Below are 22,190 nucleotides of genomic sequence, written 5' to 3' on the forward strand. Positions count from 1 at the left end.
CCCGGGCGCGTCAGAGGTAGCCGGGTGCGTCAGAGGTAGAGGCCGGTGCCGTTGTCGGTCTGCGGGGTCGCGATGGCGTGCAGGTCGCGCTCGCGCATGACGAGGTAGATCTGGCCGTGGACCTCGACCTCGTACTGGTCCTCGGGGTTGAACAGGACCTTGTCGCCCACCTTCACGGTGCGGGCGCTGGCGCCGACGCCGCAGACCTCGCCCCAGACGAGCCGGTTGGCCATCTTCACGGTCGCCGGGATCACGATGCCCGCGGTGCTGCGCCGCTCTTCGGTGTCCTGCTCGACCTTGACCATGACGCGGTCGTGGAGCATCTGGATCTCGAACTTCGGGTCGGCCACGACAGAAGTTTAGGGGACGGGCGGCGGCCGTACCGGTCGGCCCGTTCCGGGCGGCGTGGAAACCCGCCGTGCGGGAGGCCGGTTCCAATGTTTTCGGGGAGTTCCGGATGTCGGAGGGGAGAAGTAGGCTCACCCGGCATGACGGACCTCTCTCCCGGCCTGGTCGACGAATTCGTCGACTGGTACCTGAGCGCGAACCCCATCTCCGCCTCCCTGGCGGGTGCACCGGGCCATGACCGGACCCTCGGCGACTTCACCGAGGCGGGCATCCTCGCCCGCGACGGTGAGTCGAGGCGCTGGCTGGAACGGCTCCAGGAGGTGAAGGGCGGCGGGTTCGAGGACGAGATCGACCGCGAGCTGATCATCTCCACGCTGCGGGGGGCGCTCGCCTTCGAGTCCTGGCCCTCCTGGCGGCGCGACCCGTCCGTCTACGTGGGGCCGGTCTTCGCGTCCTTCTTCAGCCCTTTCCTGAGCCGGCTGGCGGGTGAGGACGAGCTGGTGGACGCCGCCGTCGCGCGGCTGGCCGAGGTGCCGGACGTCCTGGCCGCCTGCCGTACGAACCTGGACCCCGAGCTGGCCGCCCCGCTGCTGGTGGAGCGGGGCCTCGGCCAGGCGCGGACCGGCCGGCGGTTCCTCACCGCGACCGTCCCCGGGCTGGTCGCCGACGAGCGGCTGCGCGCCCGGCTGGCCGAGGCGGCCGAGCCCGCGGCGGCGGCCTTCGACGAGCTGGTCGAGTTCCTCGGCGGATTCGAGGCGACCGGCACGTGGCGGATGGGGGAGAAGCTCTACTCGGCCCTGCTGCGCGAGCGGGAGATGCTCGGCTACGGCGCGGCCGGGCTGCGCGAGCGAGGTCAGGCCGCCTACGACGAGCTGGACGCCGAGATGCGCGAGGTGGCCCGGCGGCTGCCCGGCGGCTCCGACGACTGGCACGCCGCCATCGGCAAGCTCCAGGACGACCACGCGCCGACCCTGGAGGACATGCGCGCCGAGTACGAGGCGGAGACCGAGCGGGCCAGGGCGTTCGTCCGCGAGCGCGGCCTGGTGACCTTCGCCGAGGGCGAGGAGTGCAGGGTGGTGCCGTCGCCGGAGTTCCAGCGGCCGATCCTGTCCGTCGCCTCCTACCTCTCGCCGCCGCCGCTGTCGGCCTCCCGTGTCGGGCACTTCTTCGTGCCGTTCACCCCCGACTCCTTCACCGAGGAGCAGGTCCGCCAGCGGCTGCGCACCAACGCCCGCGCCCAGATGCCCTCGATCGCGGTGCACGAGGCCTACCCCGGCCACCACTGGCACCTGTCATGGGTGGCCGACAGCCCGCGCCGGGCCCGCAAGCTCTTCCGCACGCCGTACTTCACCGAGGGCTGGGCGCTGTACGTGGAGAAGGTCATGCGCGAGCAGGGCTACTTCGCCACCCCCGCCCAGGAGCTCGCCCACCTGGAGTTCCGCATCTTCCGTGCGGCCCGCATCATCGTGGACACCTCGCTGCACTGCGGTGACATGAGCATCGAGGAGGCCGAGCACTTCATGACCACCAAGTCCTCCCTCACGCCGGGCACCGCCAAGGGCGAGGTCAACCGCTACTGCGCCTGGCCCACCCAGGCGCCGTCCTACCTGACCGGGGCGCTGGAGATCGACCGCATCCGCGCCGACTACACGGCGGCCGGCCGCGGTGACCTGCGCGCCTTCCACGACACCCTGGCGGGCTCGGGCGGGCTGCCGCTGGGCCTGGCCCGCCGGGTGGCGCTGGAGAGCTGACGCCTGCGGAGACGGGGCGGTCAGCCGACGGCCGCTCCCGTCTCCACGGGCAGGCCCGCCTCGACCCAGTCCTGGATGCCCTCGCGGTACTTGCGCACGTCGGAGTAGCCGAGGGCGGTCAGGCGCCGCGCCACCGCCTCGCTGTTGCCGCAGGCCGGGTTGGAGCAGTAGGTGACGACGGTGGCGTCCCGGTCCGGCAGGAGCTCGGCCGCGCGGGCGGCGACCTCGCTCTCGACCAGGGCGATCGCGCCGGGCAGGTGCTGCCGGGCGTAGTAGTCGCCGCCGAGGGCGTCCACGACGACGGCGGTGCCCGCCTCGATCGCGGCCTTCAGCTCGTCGCGGCTGATCAGTGCGGTCATGCTGGCCTCCTCGGGCCTAAATGGACTATAGTCCGTTTCTGTGAACGAGTCGGAAAGTAGCGGACTGCGGTCCGTTTCGTCAAGCGAGCCGCTGCGGACACTGCTGGGCGAGCCGCCCCGGGAGCGGGCCGACGCCGCGCGCAACCGGATGAAGGTGCTGGCCGCGGCGGACAGGCTGTTCCGCGAGAAGGGGGTGGACGGCGTCTCGATGGACGCCGTCGCGGCCGAGGCGGGGGTGGGAAAGGGCACGTTGTTCCGCCGGTTCGGCGACAAGTCGGGCCTGGCCGCGGCGCTCCTCGACGAGCGTGAGCGCGAGTTGCAGGAGGCGATCCTGTCCGGCCCGCCCCCTCTCGGCCCGGGCGCCCCGGCCGTGGAGCGGCTGGCGGCCTTCGTGGACGCCTATGTCGACTACCTGCTCGGCCATCTCGACCTGGTCCGGATGTCGGAGACCGCCAGCCCCGGCGCCCGCTACCGGATCGGCGCCTACCGGTTCTGGCGCCTCCACGTGGCGGTCCTGCTGGGCGAGGCGCGCCCGGGCTGCGACGCCGACCCGCTCGCGCACGCGCTGCTCGCCCCGCTGGCCGCCGAGCACATGACGGTCCTGGTGGGGGAGTACGGCCGGGCGAGGGCGAGGGAGGCGGTCCGCCGTCTCGTGCTCGGCTGAGGGGCTGCGGCCGGAGGCGGGTGACCGAGTCCGAAAAGCTACCAGCAGGTAACCAAAGTCACATGAGGTCGTCTCACAATCGATGATGCGTCACTTGTGCGATGAAAGGTCACCTCTGTGCGGATAGCTCCGTTTGCTCGTCTATCCCGGCCGATCCGGTGGATCGCCCGGACCGTCGTCGTTCTCCTCGTCCTGGCGGTCGTCCTCGCCGGGACCGTGACCTGGACGGTCCGCAGGTCGTTCCCGCAGCTCTCCGGCGAGACGCGGCTCCCCGGCCTGGCCGCGGCCGTGACCGTTCACCGCGACGCGCAGGGCATTCCGCAGATCTACGCCGACAGCCCGGCCGACCTGCTCAAGGCCCAGGGCTACGTGCACGCCCAGGACCGCTTCTGGGAGATGGACTTCCGCCGCAAGACCACTGCGGGCCGGTTGTCGGAGCTGTTCGGCGCCTCGACCCTGGACATCGACAAGGTCGTGCGGACCCTCGGCTGGCGGCGCACCGCCGAGGCCGAGCTCCCGCTGCTGCGGCCCGAGACCCGCCAGGCCCTGGAGGACTACGCGGCCGGAGTCAACGCCTGGATGGCCCGGCACGACGGGTTCGCCGAGAGAAGTCTCGAGTACGGCGTGCTCGCGCTGACCAACTCCGGCTACGAGCCCGAGCCGTGGACCCCCGCCGACTCCCTGGCCTGGCTCAAGGCCATGGCCTGGGACCTGCGCTCCAACATGGAGTCCGAGATCGACCGGGCCCTGGTGGCGGCCAGGCTCCCGGCCGAGCGGGCCGCGCAGCTCTACCCGGGCTACCCCTTCGACCGGCACCAGACGATCGTGACCGGGACCGGCGACGAGGCCGCGCAGGAGCCCAAGGGCGGCCGGCCGGTCGGCGCGGCGGACGCGCTGGCAGAGGCCTCCGCGCTGGTGGACGCCGCTCCCGCCCTCCTCGGGACCGCCGGAGGCGACTTCGCCGGGATCGGCTCCAACTCCTGGGTGGTGGGCGGCGCGCACACCGCCACCGGCAAGCCGCTGCTCGCCAACGACCCGCACCTCGGCCCCAAGATGCCCTCGATCTGGTACCAGGCCGGGCTGCACTGCCGCACCAAGAGCGCGGCCTGCCCCTACGACGTGACCGGCTACACCTTCGCAGGCCTGCCCGGCGTGGTGATCGGCCACAACGACAAGATCGCCTGGGGCTTCACCAACCTCGGTCCCGACGTCAGCGACCTGTACCTGGAGCGCGTCAAGGGCGACACCGTCGAGGTCGCGGGCGAATGGAAGCCGATCCAGACGCGCACCGAGCAGATCAAGGTGGCCGGGGGCGAGACGGTCGAGCTGGAGGTCCGCGCCACCGGCCACGGCCCGATCATCTCCGGCGTGCTCGGCGACGCCCGCGAGGCCGTGCCCGGGGCCGCCGCGCGCCTGGGCGAGAAGGCCGAAGGCCTGGAGGTGGCCCTGCGGTGGACCGCGCTCGACCCCGGCCGCACCGCCGACGCCATCCTGCTGATGAACCGCGCCGAGAACTTCGAGCAGTTCCGCGAGGGCGCGGCCTCCTTCGAGGCTCCCTCGCAGAACCTGATCTACGCCGACGTCGAGGGCAACATCGGATACCAGGCCCCCGGCAAGATCCCGGTCCGTTCCGAGGGCGACGGCACCATGCCCGTGCCCGGCTGGGACGGCGAACACGAGTGGACCGGCTTCGTCCCGTTCGAGAAGCTGCCGTCCGTCTACAACCCGTCGGAGGGCTACATCGTCACCGCCAACAACGCGGTCGCCCGTCCGAGCGAGGAGCTGTTCCTGACCTCCGACTGGTCCCACGGCTACCGCTCCCAGCGGATCGTGGAGCGGGTGAAGGACACGATCGCCGAGGGCAAGATGACCGTGCGGACCATGGGCGAGATCCAGATGGACGACCACAACGGCCTGGCCCCGCTCCTCGTCCCGCACCTGCTGCGGATCGGCGCCCCGAACGACGCCCTCAAGGGCTGGGACTCCGGCCAGGGGCGCGACTCCGCCGGGGCCGCCTACTTCAACGCCGTCTGGCGGAACCTGCTCGAGCGTGTCTTCGAGGACGAGTTGTCCGGCGCCGTCGCCCCCGGCGGCAACGACCGCTGGTACGAGGTGGTCCGCCATCTGCTGGACAAGCCCGAGGATCCCTTCTGGGACGACGTCCGCACCACCGGCACGGCCGAGCGACGCGACGACATGCTCAAGGCCGCGATGGCCGACGCCGACGCCGAGCTCCGCGAGCGGCTGGGCGACGACCCGGCCCGGTGGGCCTGGGGCGACCTGCACACCCTGGACCTCACCCACGAGACCTTCGGCACCAGCGGCATCGCCCCGATCGAGTGGCTGTTCAACCGGGGCCCGCTGAGCACGGGCGGCGGCAAGGACACCGTGAACGCCACCGGCTGGGACGCCACCGAGGGCTACCAGGTCAACTGGGTGCCGTCGATGCGCATGGTCGTGGACCTGGCCGACCTGGACCGCTCGGAGTGGATCAACCTGACCGGCGCCTCCGGCCACGCCTTCCACCGCAACTACGACGACCAGGCCGAGCTGTGGGCGGAGGGGAGGTTCACCCCGATGCTCTCCACCGAGCGGGCCGTACGGCAGGCCGCCGAGAACACCCTCACGCTCGTCCCGTGAGCCCCTGCCCGGCGGTCCTCACCCGGCGGGAGGACGCATCGCGGTGACCTCTCCGTCCCCCGCCAGGTAGAGCATGTCACCGACGGCCGTGACGAAGCGGGTGAGCGGAGCGGGCTCCTCCCGGAGGATGCGGCCGGAGGCGACCTGGACCGTGATCACGGTGTTGACGCCGCGGACGTGCAGGGAGCCCGAGGTGAGCGCCGGCGGCCGGCCCAGCGGGTCCTCCGCGCTCACCCGCCAGAAGACCCTGCCCGTCCCCTGGTCGAGGGCGAGCAGGCTGCCGCCGTGGTCGTGCACGACGACCAGGCCCGCCACGGTGAGGGGGAGCAGGCCGTACAGGCCGAGACCGTCGCGTGCCTCCCCGGTGGTGGAGACCGCCTGCTTCCACGCCCGCTTCCCCGTGCGGGCGTCGAAGCAGTGCAGGAACCCCTCGCGGTCCTCCAGGTAGAGGCTCTGCCCGGCCACGGTGGGCAGAGCCTTGAGCCGCGGCGTGCCGCCGACCGCCGTGCTCCAGCGCACCTCTCCGCCGGCCGCGGCGAGGGCGTGGATCCTGCCGTCGCCCACGGTGTAGACGGCGCCGTCACCGGCCGTGACACCGCCGGCCCTGCTGTACCCGCCCAGGGTCCGCCTCCACCGGGTACGGCCGTCGCGCACGTCCAGGGCCTGGACCTGGCGTCCGCCGGTTGCGGGGACCACGACGCAGAGCAGGTTCCCGGAGAGCGCGGCGGCATCCTCCGGCCGCCTGACCGGCGTGGCCCAGCGGCGCTCTCCGGTGTCCGGGTCGAAGGCGACGGCCTCCGCCTCCGAGACGGCCACGACCAGCCTCCCCGCGGCCATCACGGCCTGGTGCTGTCCCGACCCGGCGGGGAAGGGGTGTGTCCAGCGCACCTCGCCCGTCTCGAGGCCGACTGCGGAGACGGTCCGTCCGTCGCGGAGGTAGGCGGTCCCACCGGAGACCAGGGGGAGGAAGGGACGGATCCCACTGGACTCGGGCTGGAGCGGGACCTGCCACCGGCGGGCCCCGGTCGCGGCGTCCAGCGCGTGGACCCCGTTCGATCCGCCCGACACGAGGACGACCCCCTCGGCGATCGCGAGCCCGCCGATGTCGGTGACGGGCACCTCCCGCCGCCACTGGACGGCCGCGGACTCGGTGGCGGACGCGTTCGCGGTGCTCCCGGTCGCGGAGGACGGACTCCGCTCCGGGAGGTCGCCGCCGCCCAGCCGCTTGGCCAGGGTGATGCCCAGGGCGGTGACGGCGATGCCGGCCAGCCCCGACGCGCCGACGGTCAGGACCGCACGCCGGGAGGGTGTGAAGGACGTCCCGGCGGTCACCGGAGGCGGCGGTGCGGGCGTGCGGTCGATGTCGGCGGAGAACGCGTCCGGCAGCCACGTCGTCCCCAGGAGCGCCTCCGGGGCCGGGGCCCGGGGGGCGAGCTCGGAGAGGATCCGGTCCGGCGTCGGCCGCCGCCCGGGTTCCCTGTCCAGGCACCGGGCGATGAGTCCGCGCAACTCGGCGTCCTCGACCGCGCCGAGGTCCGGTTCGGCCCGCAGCACCCGGTAGAGCAGCACGTCCGCAGGACCCCGGCCGAAGGGGTTGGCGCCGGTGGCGGCGTACCCGAGCACCGCGCCCAGAGCGAAGACGTCGGCCGCCGTGTCGGCCTCCGCCGTACCGCTCACCTGCTCGGGAGCCATGTAGCCGGGGGAGCCCACGGCGGACCCGGTGGCGGTGAGCGCCGCCCCGTCGGCGGCGCGGGCGATGCCGAAGTCGATGACGCGCGGGCCCTCGGAAGTGAGCAGCACATTGGACGGTTTCAGGTCGCGGTGCACGACGCCGGCCGTGTGGATGGCGACGAGCGCCTCGGCGAGACCGGCGGCCAGCGCGATCACACCGGGCAGGGGCAGCGGCCCGTGCAGGGCCACGGCCCGGTGCAGGGACATGCCCCGCAGGTAGTCGGTGGCCAGCCAGGGGACGGGCGCGTCCGGATCCGCGCCGATCACGGAGGCGGTGAAGGCCCCGCTCACGGCGCGGGCGGCGGTCACCTCCCGGCGGAAGCGCGCGCGGAACTCCGGGTCGTCCGCCAGGGCGGCGTGGACGAGTTTGAGCGCCACCTCCCGGCCCGCCCGCGACCTGGCCAGGAACACCTGCCCCATCCCGCCCGCGCCGAGCCGGGCCAGGATCCGGTAGCCGCCGACATGCCGGGGGTCTCCGGGCCGGAGCGCTTCCACCGCCTCACCTCGCCAGCGCGGCGGCGGCGTCGGAGGCGACGAGGGAGACGGCGGTGCGGGCGTCCTGCTCGGACAAGCCGTTCCCGCAGAGGGAGATCTCGGTCAGCGTGTTCCGCAGCCGGAAGAAGATCTCGGCGCACTGCCTGGTGCCGACGGGATCCGGAGCGGAGTACGCCTTGTAGGAGAAGACGAAGGCCTCGTCGCCGAGTCCGGTGAGCGTGCGGAAGCGCCCGGTGGGCTTGTCGACGACGTCGACCTGGTCGCCGTCCCTCGTGCCGTGGTAGCGGTCCAGATAGGCGTGGTGCGCGGCCAGGGAGGCGCCCTCGCGGACCGTGCCGGTCAGGACGCCCGTGTCGATCTCCAGCCGCGGGTCACCGTTCCACAGGCATGTGCCGCCCTTGGCCTCCGTCGAGACGAGGCTGGTATCGACCGGTTCCGGCGCGGAGCGCAGCGCCAGGCGCTCCAGCACCGCGGGGGTGACGAGAGAGCAGGCGGGGCGCGGGGCGAGCGGGGAGCCCCGCTCGGGAGGGACACCCATCGCGACGTCGCCGACCTCGGCGCCGACGGACGCCGCCACCTCCCGCGCGGCCCGGAGCGCGCCGTCGACGGCGGGCTTCTCGCCGATCTCCTTCCCCCTGTAGAGGGAGAACTGCCCCGCGTTCTCCTCCGTTATGTCGGGGGCCGTTCTCCCCGAGTAGCGCACGGTGATCAGGACGGCGCCGTGCCGGAACAGGACCTCACCGCCGCGGGCCAGATCGTCGTACTGGGCGACCGCCTCGTCGCCGAGCCCCGTCACCTCCTGCCAGGCGGCGTTCCCGTCCTCGCGCGAGACGGACATGATGGAGATCGCCTGGCTGACGGACGGCTTCTCGAACGCGTTCACATGCGACTGGAACGTCACAGTCAGCGAGCCGGTGGCCAGGTTCTGGTACACGATCTCGCTCAGGCTGACGTCGCTGCTGAACCCGCAGGTCATGACGAGGCCGTCGACGCTCTCCGGGCCCGGGTTCCTGTTCTTGGCCGCCTTCGGGACCAGGTCGGCGAGCGTGCCGGGCCGGAGCCCGCAGTCCTCCGGGACCTCCGTCAGCGTGTTCGCCGGCGGGTAGGGGTCGGGGATCTCCCGGTAGACCGGCTCGACCCCGGTCAGGTCGGGACCCGCGGGCCCGCCGTTCAGGAGAACGACGGCGGTGACCCCGATTCCGGTGAGGAAGGCGGTCGCGGCCGCGGTGACCAGGAGGCGGCGCCGGGCGGATGGCGCGGGCCCCGGGGCCGGAGCCGCCCCCAGGATCGGCGGGGCCGCGTCCGGAGGCTCGGGCCGGGGAGCCTGGACGGTGGGGTACGACTCGTCCTCGGGCTGGTGCATCGTCCGTCCTCTTGTCCGCAGCGCCGATCCAGCTACGTGGGCATGATCGCTTAAGCGGATTTGTCATGCAATAGCAGACAGGTGGCGTCGAGAACGATCCTTCCGGGGCGCAGGGACGGCGGCCCGGAGGGCGGATGCGGAACCGCGGGCCGCATCCGGGAAACCGGTGCGGTCGCCGGGACGGAGGGGCCTCAGACCGGGGTTCGGGTGCGGCGGCGGGACTCGGGGACGACCAGCGGGGTCCCGCTCTGCGGGTCCTGGATGATCTCGCAGTTCAGGTCGAAGACCTCCCGGACCAGCTCCGCGGTGACGATCTCCACCGGGTCGCCCTCGGCCACGATCCGGCCCTCGCGCATCACGATGAGGTGGGTGGCGTAGCGGCAGGCCTGGTTGAGGTCGTGCAGCACCGCCACCAGCGTCCGCCCCTGTTCGTGCAGGTCGGCGCAGAGGTCGAGGACCTCGATCTGGTGGGCGATGTCGAGGAAGGTCGTCGGCTCGTCCAGCAGCAGGATCGAGGTCTCCTGGGCCAGCGCCATGGCCAGCCAGACGCGCTGACGCTGCCCGCCGGAGAGCTCGTCCACGCAGCGCTCGGCCAGATCGGTGACACCGGTGGACGCCATGGCCGAGGCCACCGCGACCTCGTCCTGCTTCGACCACTGGCGCATCAGCCGCTGGTGAGGGTAGCGGCCCCGGCCGACCAGGTCGGCGACCGTGATGCCGTCGGGCACGATCGAGCTCTGCGGCAGCAGGCCGAGGCGGCGTGCGACCTCCTTGGAGGGCAGCGAGGTGATCAGGGCGCCGTCGAGATGGACCGCCCCGGCTCGGGGCTTGAGCATGCGGGCCAGCGCGCGCAGCATCGTGGACTTGCCGCAGGCGTTCGGCCCGATGATCACCGTGAACGAGCCGTCCGGGATCGCCACGTCCAGCCCGGTCGCGATCACCCGGCTGTCGTAGGAGAGCGTCAGTCCGGTGCCGTGCAGTCTCAACGTCGTTCCTTCCGGAGCATGAACACCAGGTACGTGCCGCCGATCGCGGCGGTCATGATCCCCACGGGTAGCTGGGTCGGCGCCAGCAGGCGCTGCGCGGCCAGGTCGGCCGCCACCAGCAGGACCGCCCCCATCAGGGCGGAGGAGAGCAGGGGGACGCCGGGGGAGCGGGTGAGCCGCCGGGCGAGCTGCGGGGCCGCCATCGCGACGAAGACCACCGGCCCGGTGGTGGCGGTGGCGACCCCGCACAGCAGCACGCCCGCGGTGACGGCCGCCGCGCGCACCGGCTCGATCCGGATCCCGACGGCCCTGGCCGAGTCGTCACCCATCTCCATCATCCGCAGCGGCCGGGACAGCGCCGCGCAGACCGGCAGGAGCACCACCAGCGCGCAGGCGACGGGGAGCGCGTGCTCCCAGCCGCGCCCGCTCAGGCTGCCGGTGAGCCAGGCGCCCGCGGTGGCGGCGTCGTTGATGTTGGCCCGGGTGAGGAGGTACCAGTCGGCGGAGACGAGCAGCGCGCTGACGCCGATGCCGACGAGGATGAGCCGGTGGGCCTGCACGCCGTTGCGGAACGACAGCGCGTAGACCAGCAGCGCGCACGCCACGCAGCTGAGCAGTGATCCGCCCGCGATCTGCCAGGCGGAGCCGCCCATGACGACCGCGGCGATGCCGCCGGTCGCGGCGCCCGCCGTGAACCCGATGAAGTCGGGGCTGCCGAGCGGGTTGCGGGTGAGGCTCTGGAAGATCGCTCCGCTCAGTCCGAACGCGGCGCCGACCAGCAGGCCGGTCACGACCCGGGGCGCGCGGAGCCTGCCGACGATGAGCTCGGCGGTCGGGGTGCCCTGGCCGAAGACCGAGTCCACGATGTCGGGGATGGGGACGGTGAACTCGCCGGTCGACAGGGCGACCAGGCTGATGGCGACGCCGGCCACGACGAGCAGGGCGCCGGCGGTGAGGCCGCGGGGGGACAGGCGCAGCGACCAGGGGCCGACGCGCAGGGCGGTCGCTGCGCGGCCCCCCGAAGGAGCCTGCGGGGAAGGTGCGGTGGTCGTCATAGGGCGGCGAGCCTCCGGCGCCGGGCGAGAAGGATGAACACCGGCGCGCCGACGACGGCCCACATGATGCCGACCTGCACCTCGCCGGGGCGCGCGACCACCCGGCCGAGGATGTCGGCGGCGAGCAGGACCACGGGGGTGAACACGACGGTGTACGGCAGCAGCCAGCGCTGGTCGGAGCCGGTGAGGGTGCGCACCGCGTGCGGCACGACCAGCCCGACGAACCACAGCGGCCCGGCGGCGGCGGTCGCCGACCCGCAGAGCAGGGTGACGGCGATCGCGGCCAGCGCCCGGGTGCGGCCGACGCCCGCGCCCAGCGCGCGCCCCGCCTCGTCGCCCAGCGCCAGCGCGTTGAGCGGCCCGGCCAGCGCCAGCCCGAGGATCAGGCCGGCGGCCAGGAACGGTGCGAGCCGTATCGCGACGTCGGGGGTCGGACCGGCCAGCGACCCGGTCAGCCAGAACCGCATGCGGTCGAAGGTGGCGCTGTCGGCGCGCAGGATCGCGGAGGAGGCGGCGCTGAGGACCATGCCCAGGGACACGCCGGCCAGCGCCAGCCGTACCGGGCTCGAACCGGACCGGCCCGCCGAGCCCAGCGCGTAGACCAGGACCGAGGCCGCGGCCGCCCCGGCGAAGGCGAACCAGACGTAGAGGGCGGGGTCGGAGACCCCGAGCAGGCCGAGGGCGACGGCCACGCCGAGCGCGGCGCCGTTGTTGACGCCGAGCAGCCCCGGGTCGGCGAGCGGGTTGCGGGTCAGGCTCTGCATGAGCGCCCCGGCCAGGCCGAGCGCCGCACCCGCACCGAGGCCGAGCAGCGTGCGCGGCACGCGCAGCTCCCGGATCACCGTGTGGTCGCCGGAGCCGTCGGGCGCCGTCAGCGCATCCACCACGATGGAGAGCGGAACCGAGCGGGAGCCCACCGCGATGCCGACCAACGTCAGCAGGACCAGCGCGCCCAGGCCGGCCAGCAGCCCCAACGCCAGCGCGGTCGTGCGCCCCGCCCGGCGTCGCGGCGGCGCCTGCCCGGCCCCCGGTTCCGGCGCTGCCTCGATCACCCCGGCCGGAGTCACCCGACCCCCTTCTAAGCTCATGGTTAGGTAAGGCTAATCTACTTTCTCAGCAATTAGGTAAGCCTATCCTTTGGAGAGGGAAATGTCCCTGCCTGTCCTGTCCCGCCGAGGGTTCCTGGCCGCCGGCCTCGGCACCGCCCTGCTCACCCTCGCCGCGTGCGGAGAAGGGGCCCCGGGCGAAGGGGCGGGGCAGAGCCCGGCCGGCGCCGCGTCCCCCTCCGCCCCCGCCTCCGCGGCGGGCCCGTGGACCTTCACCGACGACCGGGGCAAGAAGATCGACCTGCCCAAGCGCCCGGAGCGGATCGTGGCGCAGGTCGGCGCCGCCGCCGCGCTCTGGGACTTCGGCGTCCGGCCGACCGCGGTGTTCGGCCCGCACAAGCTGAAGGACGGTTCGAAGGACCCGCAGGCGGGCTCCGTCGACATCACCAAGGTCGAGTCGATCGGCAACGTGTGGGACGAGTTCAACGTCGAGAAGTACATCTCGCTCCAGCCCGAGCTGCTCGTCAGCGGTATGTACACCGGTGACGCCCTCTGGTACGTCCCGGAGAAGTCCGCCGCCACCATCGAGCAGGTCGCCCCCACCCTCGGCATCCGGCTGGTCGGCAAATCACTGCCCCAGCTGATCGGGCGGTACGGCGAGCTGGCCGCGGCCCTCGGCGCCGACCTGAACGCCCCCGAGGTGACCGCGGCCAAGGCGAAGTTCGAGGCCGCGGCCAAGGCGCTGCCGACCCCGGAGAACAAGGCGCTGAAGATCATGGTCATGGCCGGCGGCCCGGAGGCCCTGTGGGTCGCCAACCCCGCCGACCACGTGGACGTGGGGTACTTCAAGGAGCTGGGCCTGGACGTCGTCGTCCCGGAGAAGATCGACAAGGCCGGCTTCTGGCAGACCTTGAGCTGGGAGAACGCCGACACCTACAAGGCCGATGTGATCCTCGTCGACGCCCGCACGCAGTCGATGAAGGTCGAGGAGATGATGAAGAAACCGACCTTCGCCCAGCTCCCCGCGGTCAAGGCCGGGCAGGTCTACCCCTGGCAGGCGGAGGAGCCCTACAGCTACCAGGGCTACGCCTCGGTGCTGGAGGAGCTCGCCGTCAACCTCGCCAAGGCCAGGAAGCTGGAGGGGTAGCCGGAGCGGACCGGGGCGGCGGATCAGGCGTAGGCGCCGCGCACCTCGACGATGTCGGCCAGCGGGAACTCCAGGTAGTCACCGGCCTCCTCGCACCACGCGTCGAGCACGCCGCTGCGCAGCTCGCCGTGGCTGATGGTGGCGGTCAGGCCGTCGGCCAAGGTGATCCCCGCCCGCACGCCGCGGTCCACCACGAAACCGAGCAGGGACTGCTGGGCGGTGGGCAGCCGGGAGGCCATCCGGCCGATGACCGCCCAGGTGCGCCCGGTGGTCCGGGGGCTCCCGCCCTCGGCGGCGAACAGGCGCCGCGCGTGCTCGCGGGGGTCCGGCGGCGGTTCCACCAGCACGTGGGCGGGCGGCTCCAGCTCGGCCACCTGCCCGCCGGGCAGCAGGATCAGCCGCCCGCCCTGCGGCTCCTCGATCCGCGCGCGCCGGACGGTGATCTCGCCGGTGTCCTCGATCGGCACCGGGGCGTAGCCGTTCTCCCGCAGCGCGGCGAGGGTCCTGTCGGCGGGCATCGCGCTGGCCAGCACGGTGGGCGCGAGCAGCCGGAGGCCCAGCCTGCTCAGCCGCCGGTGGGCGGCGATCTCGGCCAGCAGCGCCGGGTCGGAGGCCTGCACGATGCAGGCGACCGTGGTGACGGTGACCTCGCCGTGCCGCCGGGCCACGTCGCGCACCAGGTATTCGAGGGGCTGGGGGACCGTGCCCACCTCGGCGAGCTCGCCGAGCAGGCTCTCGGCGGTGTGCCCGGTGTCCAGGGCTCCGCGCACGCTCGCCGGGCTGAACCGCCACACCGAGGCCGCACCGCGCGACTCCCGCTCGGCGGCCCGGTCCAGCAGCTCGGCGAGCTCGGCGGAGGGCGGCCCGGTGACCACCGCGGTCAGGTCGGCGCCGAACAGGGCGCTCCGCCGCACGCTGGCCAGGGCCCGGGTGGAGCACTCCACCAGAGCCGGGTCGTGCTCCACGGCCGGGGAGGAGTCGTCGTTCTCGTCTCCGGCGTCGGCGTCCAGGACGGCCAGCGCGCGGCCCAGGTCGGTGATCGCGTCCTGGGCCACCAGGCCGAGCAGCCGGGCCTCCTCCAGCACGCCGGGCGCGCACTCGGCGAGCAGCGCCCGGTCGAGGAGCGGGGCGTGCCAGTGGGTGAGCCGGACCAGGCCGGCGCGGTCGGCGCAGGCCGTACTGGCCGGGAGCCGGGCCAGCACGCCGAGCAGCGCCCGGCGGGCCCGGGCCACCGCGGTCCCGGAGGGGTCGTCGCCGAGCACCGTGCCGTACTTGCCGCCGATGCGGCGCAGGGACGAGCGCTCCATCCGCCACCACGCCGACAGCAGCACCCGGAGCCGCGCCGCCGCGTCGTCCAGCCGCCACCGGTCGAACCGGTCGGTGGGAACCAGCCCGCCGGCGGGCTCGTCCCACGCCAGCAGCCGGGCCACCGCGCAGATCTCCAGCAGCAGCCGGGTCTCGTCCTCGTCGCAGCCGGTCTCCTTGGCCACCCGCCGGACCTCGCGCACCCCCACCCCGCCCGCCTTGAGCAGCGGCAGGGGGGTCTTGGCGGTGTTCTCCAGCAGCGCGGCGCAGCGCTCGACCACGTGCGGGGCGGCCAGCGTCATCAGATGGTCCACGGTCTCGGGGTCCACCGGGTGCGTGGCGAGATCGGGCGGGACGGGGTTGAAGGGCGGGCGGTAGTCGGGACCGCGAAGCGCCAGCGCCACCTCCCGCGGCATCTCGGCGACGTTCCAGCTGGGCCGGAAGACCATGCCGTGATCGGCGGCCCACTTCTCCGGGGTGCCGGGCACGACGAACCGGCCGCCGTCCACGTCGCGGACCGGGCCGTCCCAGGCGAAGTCCTCCAGCAGCCGGTCGGTGCCCGCCGGGGCCCGCTCCAGCAGGGCGGCCACCCGGGCGGGGTCGGACAGGGTCTCGGAGATCCTGGCGATCGTGCGCCGCTTGGGGCCGTGCTGCAGGCCGAGCGAGCGGGCGAGCCCGCGCAGGGCGTCGGTGCTCACCGTCCAGGAGTTCAGGTAGTGGGTCAGCGGCTCGCCCAGCCCGCACGGGGCCGTCCACCAGCGGGCGAGCGCGCCGACGACCCGGACCCGCCCCTCGCCGTCCGGCCAGGCCAGCGCGTGGTCGAACAACGTGTCGAGCCAGGGGGCGAGCTCGGACTCGGGCACGCCGAGAAGACCGGCCAGGGTCTGCGGGCCGGCCTGGTCGCCCAGGGCCAGCGAGGCCTCGGCCACCTCCAGGGCGGGCAGCGGCAGGACGCGCAGCACCTCCATCACGGCGAAGCCGTTGCCCAGCCGCTGCGCCAGGGTGTCCAGGCGGCGCGGCCACGGTGGGGCGATGGCGTCCAGCCGGTTGGCCAGGACTCGGGCGAGCCGTTCTTCGTCGAGGGTTTTCAACCAGCCGAGCAGGTGATCGTCCATCTCGCAGCTCTCTTAGGAATCTCGCTCGGGGGACTCTCCGTGAGCCATGGACATCAACGGTAATGCAGAGGGCATGCCGTGGGGCATGCACCGCGCGGAATGCAACGCGTTCCATGGCGGGCGCCGTGCGGCCGGGCGGTTGTGACCGGCTCCGGGACCCGGTGGCGGGGGAGTCGCCGGTCCCGGAGCCGGCCGGCGCCGGGTGAGGGGAAGAGGCGGCGCCTTCTCCGGATGGTCTTCCGTGCCCCGGCCGGTCTTCCCGGGTGCTTCCGGTGCCCGCCGGAGGTGCAGGGTGTTCGCGGGGCGCCGTGGTCCGGCTTCCCGGAACGGCGCCCGGGGGCGGGAGGGCTCAGGCGTCCGCGGGGGCCCGGTTCTCCGCCGGGGGCTCGGGGGACTCGGGGGAGAGGACGGCCCAGACGATTTTGCCGTGGGGAGCGAGCGGCGCCCAGCCCCAGCGGGCGCTGAGCGACTCGACGATGTGCAGTCCGAGCCCGCCGATGTCGAGGGGGGAGGGGTCGCGGAGCGCGGGGCATCCGCTGCCCGGGTCGTTGAGCGCGCACACGACCAGCGTGCCCCGGCGGATCAGCGAGAGCCGGACGGGTTCCCTGGCGCGGGAGTCGGCCAGCCGGAGGCCGTGCTTGATCGCGTTGGTGGCCAGCTCGGAGACGACCAGCTCCATGTTCTCGCTCAGGTCGCCGAGCCGCCAGCCGGCGAGGGTCCCGAGGGTGAAGCTCCGCGCCGAGTGCACCGACTCGGTGTGCGGCGGGAGCACGAAGGTGGCGCTGGCCGCCGGGAGCGCGGTCGTGGGCACCGCCGGGAGACCGGAGAGGAGATCGCGGGCCGCGTCGGGCCACCAGCCGACCGGGGGCCACCAGTCGAGCGCCGTCCACGCGGAACGTGGGGGAGCGGTTTGGGTGGACTGCACGAGATCATGATGAGGCAAACTCATGTGCAGGTGCAAGAGCGAATGCACGTGCATAAGGTTCGTGCAGGCGCTACGGTACCCCTGTTTCGGTAGCTTTGACGGAAAGGGGATCTTGTCCTTACCCGGGAAATTCCCGGTTGTGAAGTGACACACTGTCGATCAGGAAGCGAGCAAGGAGCACCACGTGTCCATCGACCCTCCGGGTACCGGTTCCACCGTCCGGCGCATCATGCTCGGCGCGAGTCTGCGCCGTCTGCGCGAGGGCAAAGGGCTCACCCGCGAGGCGGCGGGATTCCACATCCGCGCCTCCGAGTCCAAGATCAGCCGGATGGAACTGGGCCGGGTGGGATTCAAGACCCGGGACGTGGAAGACCTGCTCACCCTGTACGGCGTGCTCGACGACGCGGAACGGCGCGGCCTGCTGGAGATGGTCCGCGAGGCGAACACCCCGGGCTGGTGGCACAAGTACGGCGATCTGCTGCCGGGCTGGTTCGCCACCTACGTGGGGCTGGAAGAGGCGGCGAACGTGATCCGCACCTACGAGGTGCAGTTCGTTCCCGGCCTCCTGCAGACGTCCGCCTACGCGCGCACCGTCTACCGGTTGGGCTACCCGGACGTGCCGGACGCGGAGATCGAGCGCCGCGTGCATATGCGCATGCAACGGCAGGACCGCCTGACGGCCAAGGGCGGACCCCGCCTGTGGGCCGTCATCGACGAGGCGGCGCTGAAACGGCCGATCGGAGGCAGGGAGATCATGCGTGAGCAGCTCCGGCACCTGCTGGAGGCGGCCACGCTTCCCAACATCACCATCCAGGTGATGCCCTTCAAGTTCGGTATGCATGCGGCCGAGGGTGGCGCGTTCAGCATCCTCAGATTTCCCGAGTCCGACCTGTCGGACGTCGTTTACGTCGAGCAGCTCTGGGGGGCCCTCTACCTGGACAAGCGTGAGGACGTGGATCCATACCTCACGGCCATGGAGCAGCTGTGCGTGGAGAGCACAACGCCCGGGGGCACCACCGAGCTACTCGGCGCCCTTCTCAGAGAGATCTAAATGGAGCAGACCTATAACGGCATGCCCGCCACGGACCTGGCCGGGGCCGACTGGCGAAAGAGCCGCTACAGCAACTCGCAGGGTAACTGCGTCGAGCTCGCCGAGCTGCCGGACGGCAGCGTGGCGGTCAGGAACTCCCGGTTTCCGGACGGTCCGGCCCTGATCTACACCCGCGACGAGATCCGTGCGCTGGTGCTCGGGGTGAAGGACGGGGAGTTCGACAGTCTGACGGTGTAACGCCGTTTTTACCTCCGGCGCACGCGGTTAACCCGGCTGCGCCGGTCGCGTAACAGGGGGGACGGGGCGGTCGGGCAGAGTTCGGGCCACAGCCAAGAAGGGGGACCGAACCGTGCTCGACAAGATGACCCTGTATCCCGTGGCCGACGACGTGCTGTTCGCGCCAGGCGGTCGCGTCGTGATCCGGACCTACGGTGTCGGATCTGCGGCCACCGCCGGCGGCGCGCTCCCGGTGTCCTACCGCACGTGGGTCACCGGGGTGCGCGACCAGCCGCGCTACTGGAGCTGGGGTCGCTTCGAGGACGCCTGCCACGGTCACCGGATGGTCATCGAGTGGCTGACCGGCCGCGGCCCGCAACCCGCGGTCGCGGCGGCCTGACGCCGGCCCGCGTCCCCTCCCGGTCCCCGGCCTGTACGGCCCCGGCCTCCTGGGCTAATCTGCCAACCAAGCATTCGCTTGGCTTGGAGGCGCTTCCATGCGGCGTGGGATCTACCTGATCGAAGAGGTCGACTTCCGGCCGATGAACTCGCGCAGGCCGCTGGAGTACCTCACCTGGCTCACCCGATACAAGAAGGAGGACGAGGACCTCGACACCCCCGCGCTGACCAGGGGACTGTCGATCAGATCGCGGGAGATCGACCTCGTCGGGGCTTTCTACGCCGTCGGCATCACCGGCCACCCGCAGTTCAGGGCCGTCACGCTCTGGGACTGCCACGGCGGCTGGGAGGGCGGCTGGCGTCAGATGATGGACATCTACGACGGCGTCGACGACAGGCTGTTCCTGTCCGACATCGACGGCCTGCGCTTCTCGGCCTTCTCCCGGCCGCTCGGCGCGGTGCGCGGCAGCCCCGCCCTGGCCGACGTCACGGCCGAGGGCTACGCCGCGCCGTTCTACCTCTTCGAGAGCGCGCGGGTGCGTCCCGGCGCGGCCCTGGACTACCTCGACGCCGTCCGCGAGGAGCGCGCGCCCGTCCTGGCCGACCACGGCCACCGCCCGATCGGCCTGTACGAGGTGCTGTTCTGCGACACCGAGGTGGTCACGGTCTGGGGGATGTCCCTGGACGCGCACCTGGCCGTGCAGCGCGCCAGGGACGCCGCCCTCGGCCTGGACGACGAGGCCGAGCCGGACGAGCGCCTGCTCGCCTGGAGCAGACGGGCCAGGGACTTCCTCGACGGCCCCTGGCGCGAGACCCTCCTGGCGCCCTTCCCGGGATCCCGGCTCTCCCCGGTCCGCGACCGGCCTGCGGGCTGAGAGCCGGAGACCGGTCACGCGCGGGCCGCGAACCGGGCGACGGTCTCGTGCGGTCCGGCGGCGACCCGGGGCGGCCGGAGCCGGGCGTCCGGACCGGACGGACGTACCGTGCCCGGTCCGGTGGCCGGGTCAGACCGGGACGTTCCAGGAGAGGATGACCGGCTCGCCGTGCTCGAAGCCGAGGCGGGAGTAGGTGCCGGTGTTCAGGCGGTAGAAACGGCCCTCCTCGGGAGGCCGGCCGAGCCAGCGGGCCGCCAGGACCCGGAGGAAGTGGCCGTGGGCGACCAGGGCGACGTCGCCCGCCGCGGCCCTCGCGCGGTCGAGGACCCGGTCGGCGCGGGCCCCGACCTGCGCGGCGCTCTCGCCGGGGTGGTCGGCGTCGCCGGGGATCACCCCGTCGCGCCACAGATACCAGCCGGGGCGGGTCTCGCGGATCGCCGCGGTGGTGATCCCCTCGTAGCCGCCGTAGTCCCATTCCCACATGTCCGGCTCGGTCGCGTAACCGTCCAGCCCGGCGAGCTCGGCCGTGCGGCGGGCCCGCAGTGCGGGGCTGACCAGGACGAGGTCGAAGTCCCTGTCCTTGACGAGGGGGGCGAGCGCCCGTGCCTCGCCCTCTCCCCTGGGGGTGAGCGGCAGGTCGGTGAGTCCCGTGTGCCGCCTGTCCCGGCTCCACTCCGTCTCGCCGTGCCGCAGCAGAATCATCTCGTTCATGGTGAACCCATCATGCCGGTACGGCTCGCGCCGTCCCGCCGGTGCCCCCGCCCGCCGGTCGCGCCTCTCGTGTTCCCCGACCCGTTGCGCACCGGTCACCGTCCCGCGAGCTCCTCCACGACCGGGGTGAAGGCGTCCAGGTCACGCTCGTGGTGGAGCACGAAGTAGGACAGGTCGTGGGTGTCGCGCCAGTGCCGGAGCTTGTCCACGATGTCCTGGCGGGTGCCGAGCAGGACCTGGGGGGTCTCGTCCTGCCGGGAGGAGTCGGCGGCGCTCCACGACTCGCCCGGCCTGCGCGCGCCGAGCTGCTGGACGCTGGTGCCGAGCTCGATCGCGCCGTAGCGGCCGGCCGCGGCCCGCCGTACCAGGTCGATCTTGGCGAGGAACGCGTCCAGGCCGCCGTCGGCGCCGTCGGGGCCGATGCCGTCGGCCCTGACCCGCATGCCGAGGTTGATCACGTCGGCTTCGCGGGCGGCGAGCCGGAGCATGCGCGGCCCGCCGCCGCCGAGCAGCAGCCGCGGGTGAGGCCGCCGGACCGGCTTGGGGCGCTGGTCCAGCCCGTCGATCCGGTAGTGCTCGCCCTGGAAGCTGAAGGGGCCGTCGCCCCAGAGTCCCTTGAGGACCGTGATCGCCTCGGCGAGCCGGTCCACGCGGGTCCCCGGCGGGTCGAGCGCCAGTCCCGCCGAGGCGTAGTCGGCGGCCATCCAGCCGGTGCCCAGGCCGAGCTCCAGGCGGCCCTCCGAGAGCAGGTCCACGGTGGCCGCCTCCTTGGCGAGCACCGCCGGGTGCCGGAAGTCGTTGGCGAACACCAGGGTGCCGACCCGCAGCCGGCCGGTCGCGCAGGCCGCCGCGGTCATCGCCGCGACCGGCGCCAGGCGGGGGCCCACCAGGTGGTCGGGGACGAGCAGCACGTCGAAGCCCGAATCCTCCAGGCGGCGGGCCTTGCTCGCCCACTCCCTGCCGGAGGCGGCCTCCCTGACCACCGCGGCGAACCGGAACGGCCGATCCATCGGCGTCCTCCCTCTCCCGATCATCCTGACCAAGCGCTTGGTAAGCCTACGGAGGGGAGGAGGGCCGCGGAAGGCCCGCCGTTCCGGGGCGAACCCGCCGGGCCTCCCCTGCGGTTCTCTATACCAAGCGCTTGCTTTACGACGGTGCGCGGTCCGACACTGAGCCCATGGCTGACAAGACCCCGGCGCCCACGGCCGACACCACCCCGGTCCGCGACGTGACCGACGACGAGGTCGCCCGCTTCAGGGAGAACGGCTGGGTACGCCTGCCGCGCCTGGCCGACCCCGCTCACGTGGCCCTGCTCAGGGACCGGGCGCTGGAATACCTCGCCGGGCGCTCCCGCGCCGTCACCTCCACGGTGGACCGGGCGTTCGGGCAGTCCAGGGACATCGCCGAGTCCGACGGGCACTTCCGGGCCCTGGCCTTCGACCCCCGGCTGGGCCGGGCGGCCGTCCGGCTGCTGCACGGAGTGGCCGGGGTGCGGGTGCAGGTGACGAACCTGCTGATCAAGGAGCCGGAGGACGGGGGGCACGGGGCCACCGAGTTCCACCAGGACTTCCCGTGGATGCCGATGGACCGCTCGGCCATGCTCACCGTCTGGCTCGCGCTGGCGGACGTGCCCGCCGACATGGGCTCCCTGCGGTTCTACAGCGGCTCCCACCGGTACGGCGTGCTCGGCCGGTCCTTCGCCCGCGACGGCGACGACCAGCTCAGCCAGCATCCCTGGCTCAAGGAGCTGGAGCTCTCCCCGCCGCTCGACCTCGCCGCGGGCGACGCGACCGTGCACCACGCGCTGACCGTGCACGGCGCCGCCGCCAACCGCCGTGACACCCCCCGCCTGTCGTTCACCGTCACCTACTTCGACGCCGACGCCCTCTACACCGGCACGCCGTACCGGCAGACCGACGGGCTGGGACTGGCCGTCAACGAGCCGTTCGAGCACCCGAAGTTCCCGGTCGTGGCCCCCGCGCGGGCCGGCGGGGAGCGGTGAGCCGGT

20 protein-coding genes are annotated in these 22,190 nt (G+C 73.1%); 9 read left to right on the forward strand and 11 right to left on the reverse strand.

Annotation, left to right across the window (positions count from 1 at the left end; all coding sequences use genetic code 11):
* Nucleotides 1-29: 29 nt before the first annotated feature.
* Complete coding sequence (locus HS041_RS15615; RefSeq protein WP_196441404.1) at nt 30-350, reverse strand: GroES family chaperonin; 321 nt, start codon at nt 348-350, stop codon at nt 30-32.
* Nucleotides 351-488: 138 nt separating this feature from the next.
* On the opposite strand from HS041_RS15615, the gene HS041_RS15620 reads away from it, so the two are divergent.
* Nucleotides 489-2,099, forward strand: coding sequence for a DUF885 domain-containing protein (locus HS041_RS15620; protein WP_196441405.1), 1,611 nt, complete (start codon nt 489-491; stop codon nt 2,097-2,099).
* 20 nt (nt 2,100-2,119) lie between these two features.
* Here HS041_RS15620 and HS041_RS15625 read toward each other — a convergent pair whose 3' ends face one another.
* Nucleotides 2,120-2,458: a rhodanese-like domain-containing protein gene (locus HS041_RS15625; RefSeq protein WP_196441406.1), complete on the reverse strand. Its 339-nt coding sequence runs from the start codon at nt 2,456-2,458 to the stop codon at nt 2,120-2,122.
* A gap of 40 nt (nt 2,459-2,498) precedes the next feature.
* On the opposite strand from HS041_RS15625, the gene HS041_RS15630 reads away from it, so the two are divergent.
* Both HS041_RS15630 and HS041_RS15635 read left to right on the forward strand, forming a co-directional pair.
* Complete coding sequence (locus tag HS041_RS15630) at nt 2,499-3,122, forward strand: TetR/AcrR family transcriptional regulator (protein WP_307845311.1); 624 nt, start codon at nt 2,499-2,501, stop codon at nt 3,120-3,122.
* Nucleotides 3,123-3,239: 117 nt separating this feature from the next.
* Nucleotides 3,240-5,762 (forward strand): penicillin acylase family protein, encoded by a 2,523-nt coding sequence (locus tag HS041_RS15635; RefSeq protein WP_196441407.1) that lies wholly within the window; start codon nt 3,240-3,242, stop codon nt 5,760-5,762.
* A gap of 18 nt (nt 5,763-5,780) precedes the next feature.
* On the opposite strand, the gene HS041_RS15640 is transcribed toward HS041_RS15635, so the two are convergent.
* The 5 genes from HS041_RS15640 to HS041_RS15660 all read right to left on the reverse strand — a co-directional run bounded on the left by HS041_RS15640 (nt 5,781) and on the right by HS041_RS15660 (nt 12,459).
* Nucleotides 5,781-7,988, reverse strand: a complete 2,208-nt coding sequence (locus HS041_RS15640; protein ID WP_196441408.1) for an outer membrane protein assembly factor BamB family protein — start codon at nt 7,986-7,988, stop codon at nt 5,781-5,783.
* Between the two features lie 4 nt (nt 7,989-7,992).
* A complete protein-coding gene (locus tag HS041_RS15645) occupies nt 7,993-9,351 on the reverse strand; it encodes a hypothetical protein (RefSeq protein WP_196441409.1) in 1,359 nt (452 codons plus the stop codon).
* A gap of 191 nt (nt 9,352-9,542) precedes the next feature.
* A complete protein-coding gene (locus HS041_RS15650) occupies nt 9,543-10,337 on the reverse strand; it encodes an ABC transporter ATP-binding protein (RefSeq protein ID WP_196441410.1) in 795 nt (264 codons plus the stop codon).
* Nucleotides 10,334-11,392, reverse strand: a complete 1,059-nt coding sequence (locus HS041_RS15655) for a FecCD family ABC transporter permease (RefSeq protein ID WP_196441411.1) — start codon at nt 11,390-11,392, stop codon at nt 10,334-10,336. Before HS041_RS15655 ends, HS041_RS15650 begins: the two co-directional genes overlap by 4 nt.
* Entirely contained in the window at nt 11,389-12,459 is a 1,071-nt protein-coding gene (locus HS041_RS15660; protein ID WP_307845312.1) for a FecCD family ABC transporter permease, read from the reverse strand. Before HS041_RS15660 ends, HS041_RS15655 begins: the two co-directional genes overlap by 4 nt.
* Nucleotides 12,460-12,541: 82 nt before the next feature.
* Between HS041_RS15660 and HS041_RS15665 the strand changes: the two genes are divergently transcribed.
* Nucleotides 12,542-13,585 (forward strand): ABC transporter substrate-binding protein, encoded by a 1,044-nt coding sequence (locus HS041_RS15665; RefSeq protein ID WP_196441413.1) that lies wholly within the window; start codon nt 12,542-12,544, stop codon nt 13,583-13,585.
* A gap of 23 nt (nt 13,586-13,608) precedes the next feature.
* On the opposite strand, the gene HS041_RS15670 is transcribed toward HS041_RS15665, so the two are convergent.
* Complete coding sequence (locus tag HS041_RS15670; RefSeq protein WP_196441414.1) at nt 13,609-16,005, reverse strand: helicase-associated domain-containing protein; 2,397 nt, start codon at nt 16,003-16,005, stop codon at nt 13,609-13,611.
* Between the two features lie 349 nt (nt 16,006-16,354).
* Nucleotides 16,355-16,930, reverse strand: coding sequence for an ATP-binding protein (locus tag HS041_RS39330; protein ID WP_307845313.1), 576 nt, complete (start codon nt 16,928-16,930; stop codon nt 16,355-16,357).
* Between the two features lie 184 nt (nt 16,931-17,114).
* On the opposite strand from HS041_RS39330, the gene HS041_RS15680 reads away from it, so the two are divergent.
* From HS041_RS15680 to HS041_RS15695, 4 genes are all read left to right on the forward strand, one after another.
* A complete protein-coding gene (locus HS041_RS15680; protein ID WP_501224830.1) occupies nt 17,115-17,981 on the forward strand; it encodes a Sco1979 family transcriptional regulator in 867 nt (288 codons plus the stop codon).
* Nucleotides 17,982-18,218 (forward strand): DUF397 domain-containing protein, encoded by a 237-nt coding sequence (locus HS041_RS15685; RefSeq protein WP_196441416.1) that lies wholly within the window; start codon nt 17,982-17,984, stop codon nt 18,216-18,218.
* A gap of 112 nt (nt 18,219-18,330) precedes the next feature.
* Nucleotides 18,331-18,597 carry a hypothetical protein gene (locus HS041_RS15690; RefSeq protein ID WP_196441417.1) on the forward strand — a complete coding sequence of 89 codons (267 nt, stop codon included), beginning with the start codon at nt 18,331-18,333 and terminating at the stop codon, nt 18,595-18,597.
* 97 nt (nt 18,598-18,694) lie between these two features.
* On the forward strand, nt 18,695-19,471 hold the full coding sequence (locus HS041_RS15695; protein WP_196441418.1) for a hypothetical protein: 777 nt from the start codon (nt 18,695-18,697) through the stop codon (nt 19,469-19,471).
* 129 nt (nt 19,472-19,600) lie between these two features.
* Here HS041_RS15695 and HS041_RS15700 read toward each other — a convergent pair whose 3' ends face one another.
* Together HS041_RS15700 and HS041_RS15705 are read right to left on the reverse strand one after the other, a co-directional pair.
* Nucleotides 19,601-20,182, reverse strand: a complete 582-nt coding sequence (locus tag HS041_RS15700; RefSeq protein ID WP_196441419.1) for a histidine phosphatase family protein — start codon at nt 20,180-20,182, stop codon at nt 19,601-19,603.
* A 95-nt stretch (nt 20,183-20,277) separates the two neighbouring features.
* Nucleotides 20,278-21,192 carry a TIGR03621 family F420-dependent LLM class oxidoreductase gene (locus HS041_RS15705; protein WP_196441420.1) on the reverse strand — a complete coding sequence of 305 codons (915 nt, stop codon included), beginning with the start codon at nt 21,190-21,192 and terminating at the stop codon, nt 20,278-20,280.
* Between the two features lie 167 nt (nt 21,193-21,359).
* Here HS041_RS15705 and HS041_RS15710 point away from each other — a divergent pair, with 167 nt between their 5' ends.
* Entirely contained in the window at nt 21,360-22,184 is an 825-nt protein-coding gene (locus HS041_RS15710) for a phytanoyl-CoA dioxygenase family protein (protein ID WP_196441421.1), read from the forward strand.
* Nucleotides 22,185-22,190: the final 6 nt, after the last annotated feature.

Source organism: Planomonospora sp. ID67723, from assembly GCF_015711605.1.
Classification (GTDB): Bacteria; Actinomycetota; Actinomycetes; order Streptosporangiales; family Streptosporangiaceae; genus Planomonospora_A.

Bases quoted from the DNA above. Each gene is read 5' to 3' on its own strand.
- HS041_RS15700 (WP_196441419.1), bottom strand. From the start codon at position 20,182: ATGAACGAGATGATTCTGCTGCGGCACGGCGAGACGGAGTGGAGCCGG.
- HS041_RS15710 (WP_196441421.1), top strand. From the start codon at position 21,360: ATGGCTGACAAGACCCCGGCGCCCACGGCCGACACCACCCCGGTCCGC.
- HS041_RS15625 (WP_196441406.1), bottom strand. From the start codon at position 2,458: ATGACCGCACTGATCAGCCGCGACGAGCTGAAGGCCGCGATCGAGGCG.
- HS041_RS15655 (WP_196441411.1), bottom strand. From the start codon at position 11,392: ATGACGACCACCGCACCTTCCCCGCAGGCTCCTTCGGGGGGCCGCGCA.
- HS041_RS15620 (WP_196441405.1), top strand. From the start codon at position 489: ATGACGGACCTCTCTCCCGGCCTGGTCGACGAATTCGTCGACTGGTAC.
- HS041_RS15685 (WP_196441416.1), top strand. From the start codon at position 17,982: ATGGAGCAGACCTATAACGGCATGCCCGCCACGGACCTGGCCGGGGCC.
- HS041_RS15645 (WP_196441409.1), bottom strand. From the start codon at position 9,351: ATGCACCAGCCCGAGGACGAGTCGTACCCCACCGTCCAGGCTCCCCGG.
- HS041_RS15665 (WP_196441413.1), top strand. From the start codon at position 12,542: ATGTCCCTGCCTGTCCTGTCCCGCCGAGGGTTCCTGGCCGCCGGCCTC.
- HS041_RS15670 (WP_196441414.1), bottom strand. From the start codon at position 16,005: ATGGACGATCACCTGCTCGGCTGGTTGAAAACCCTCGACGAAGAACGG.
- HS041_RS15705 (WP_196441420.1), bottom strand. From the start codon at position 21,192: ATGGATCGGCCGTTCCGGTTCGCCGCGGTGGTCAGGGAGGCCGCCTCC.
- HS041_RS15695 (WP_196441418.1), top strand. From the start codon at position 18,695: ATGCGGCGTGGGATCTACCTGATCGAAGAGGTCGACTTCCGGCCGATG.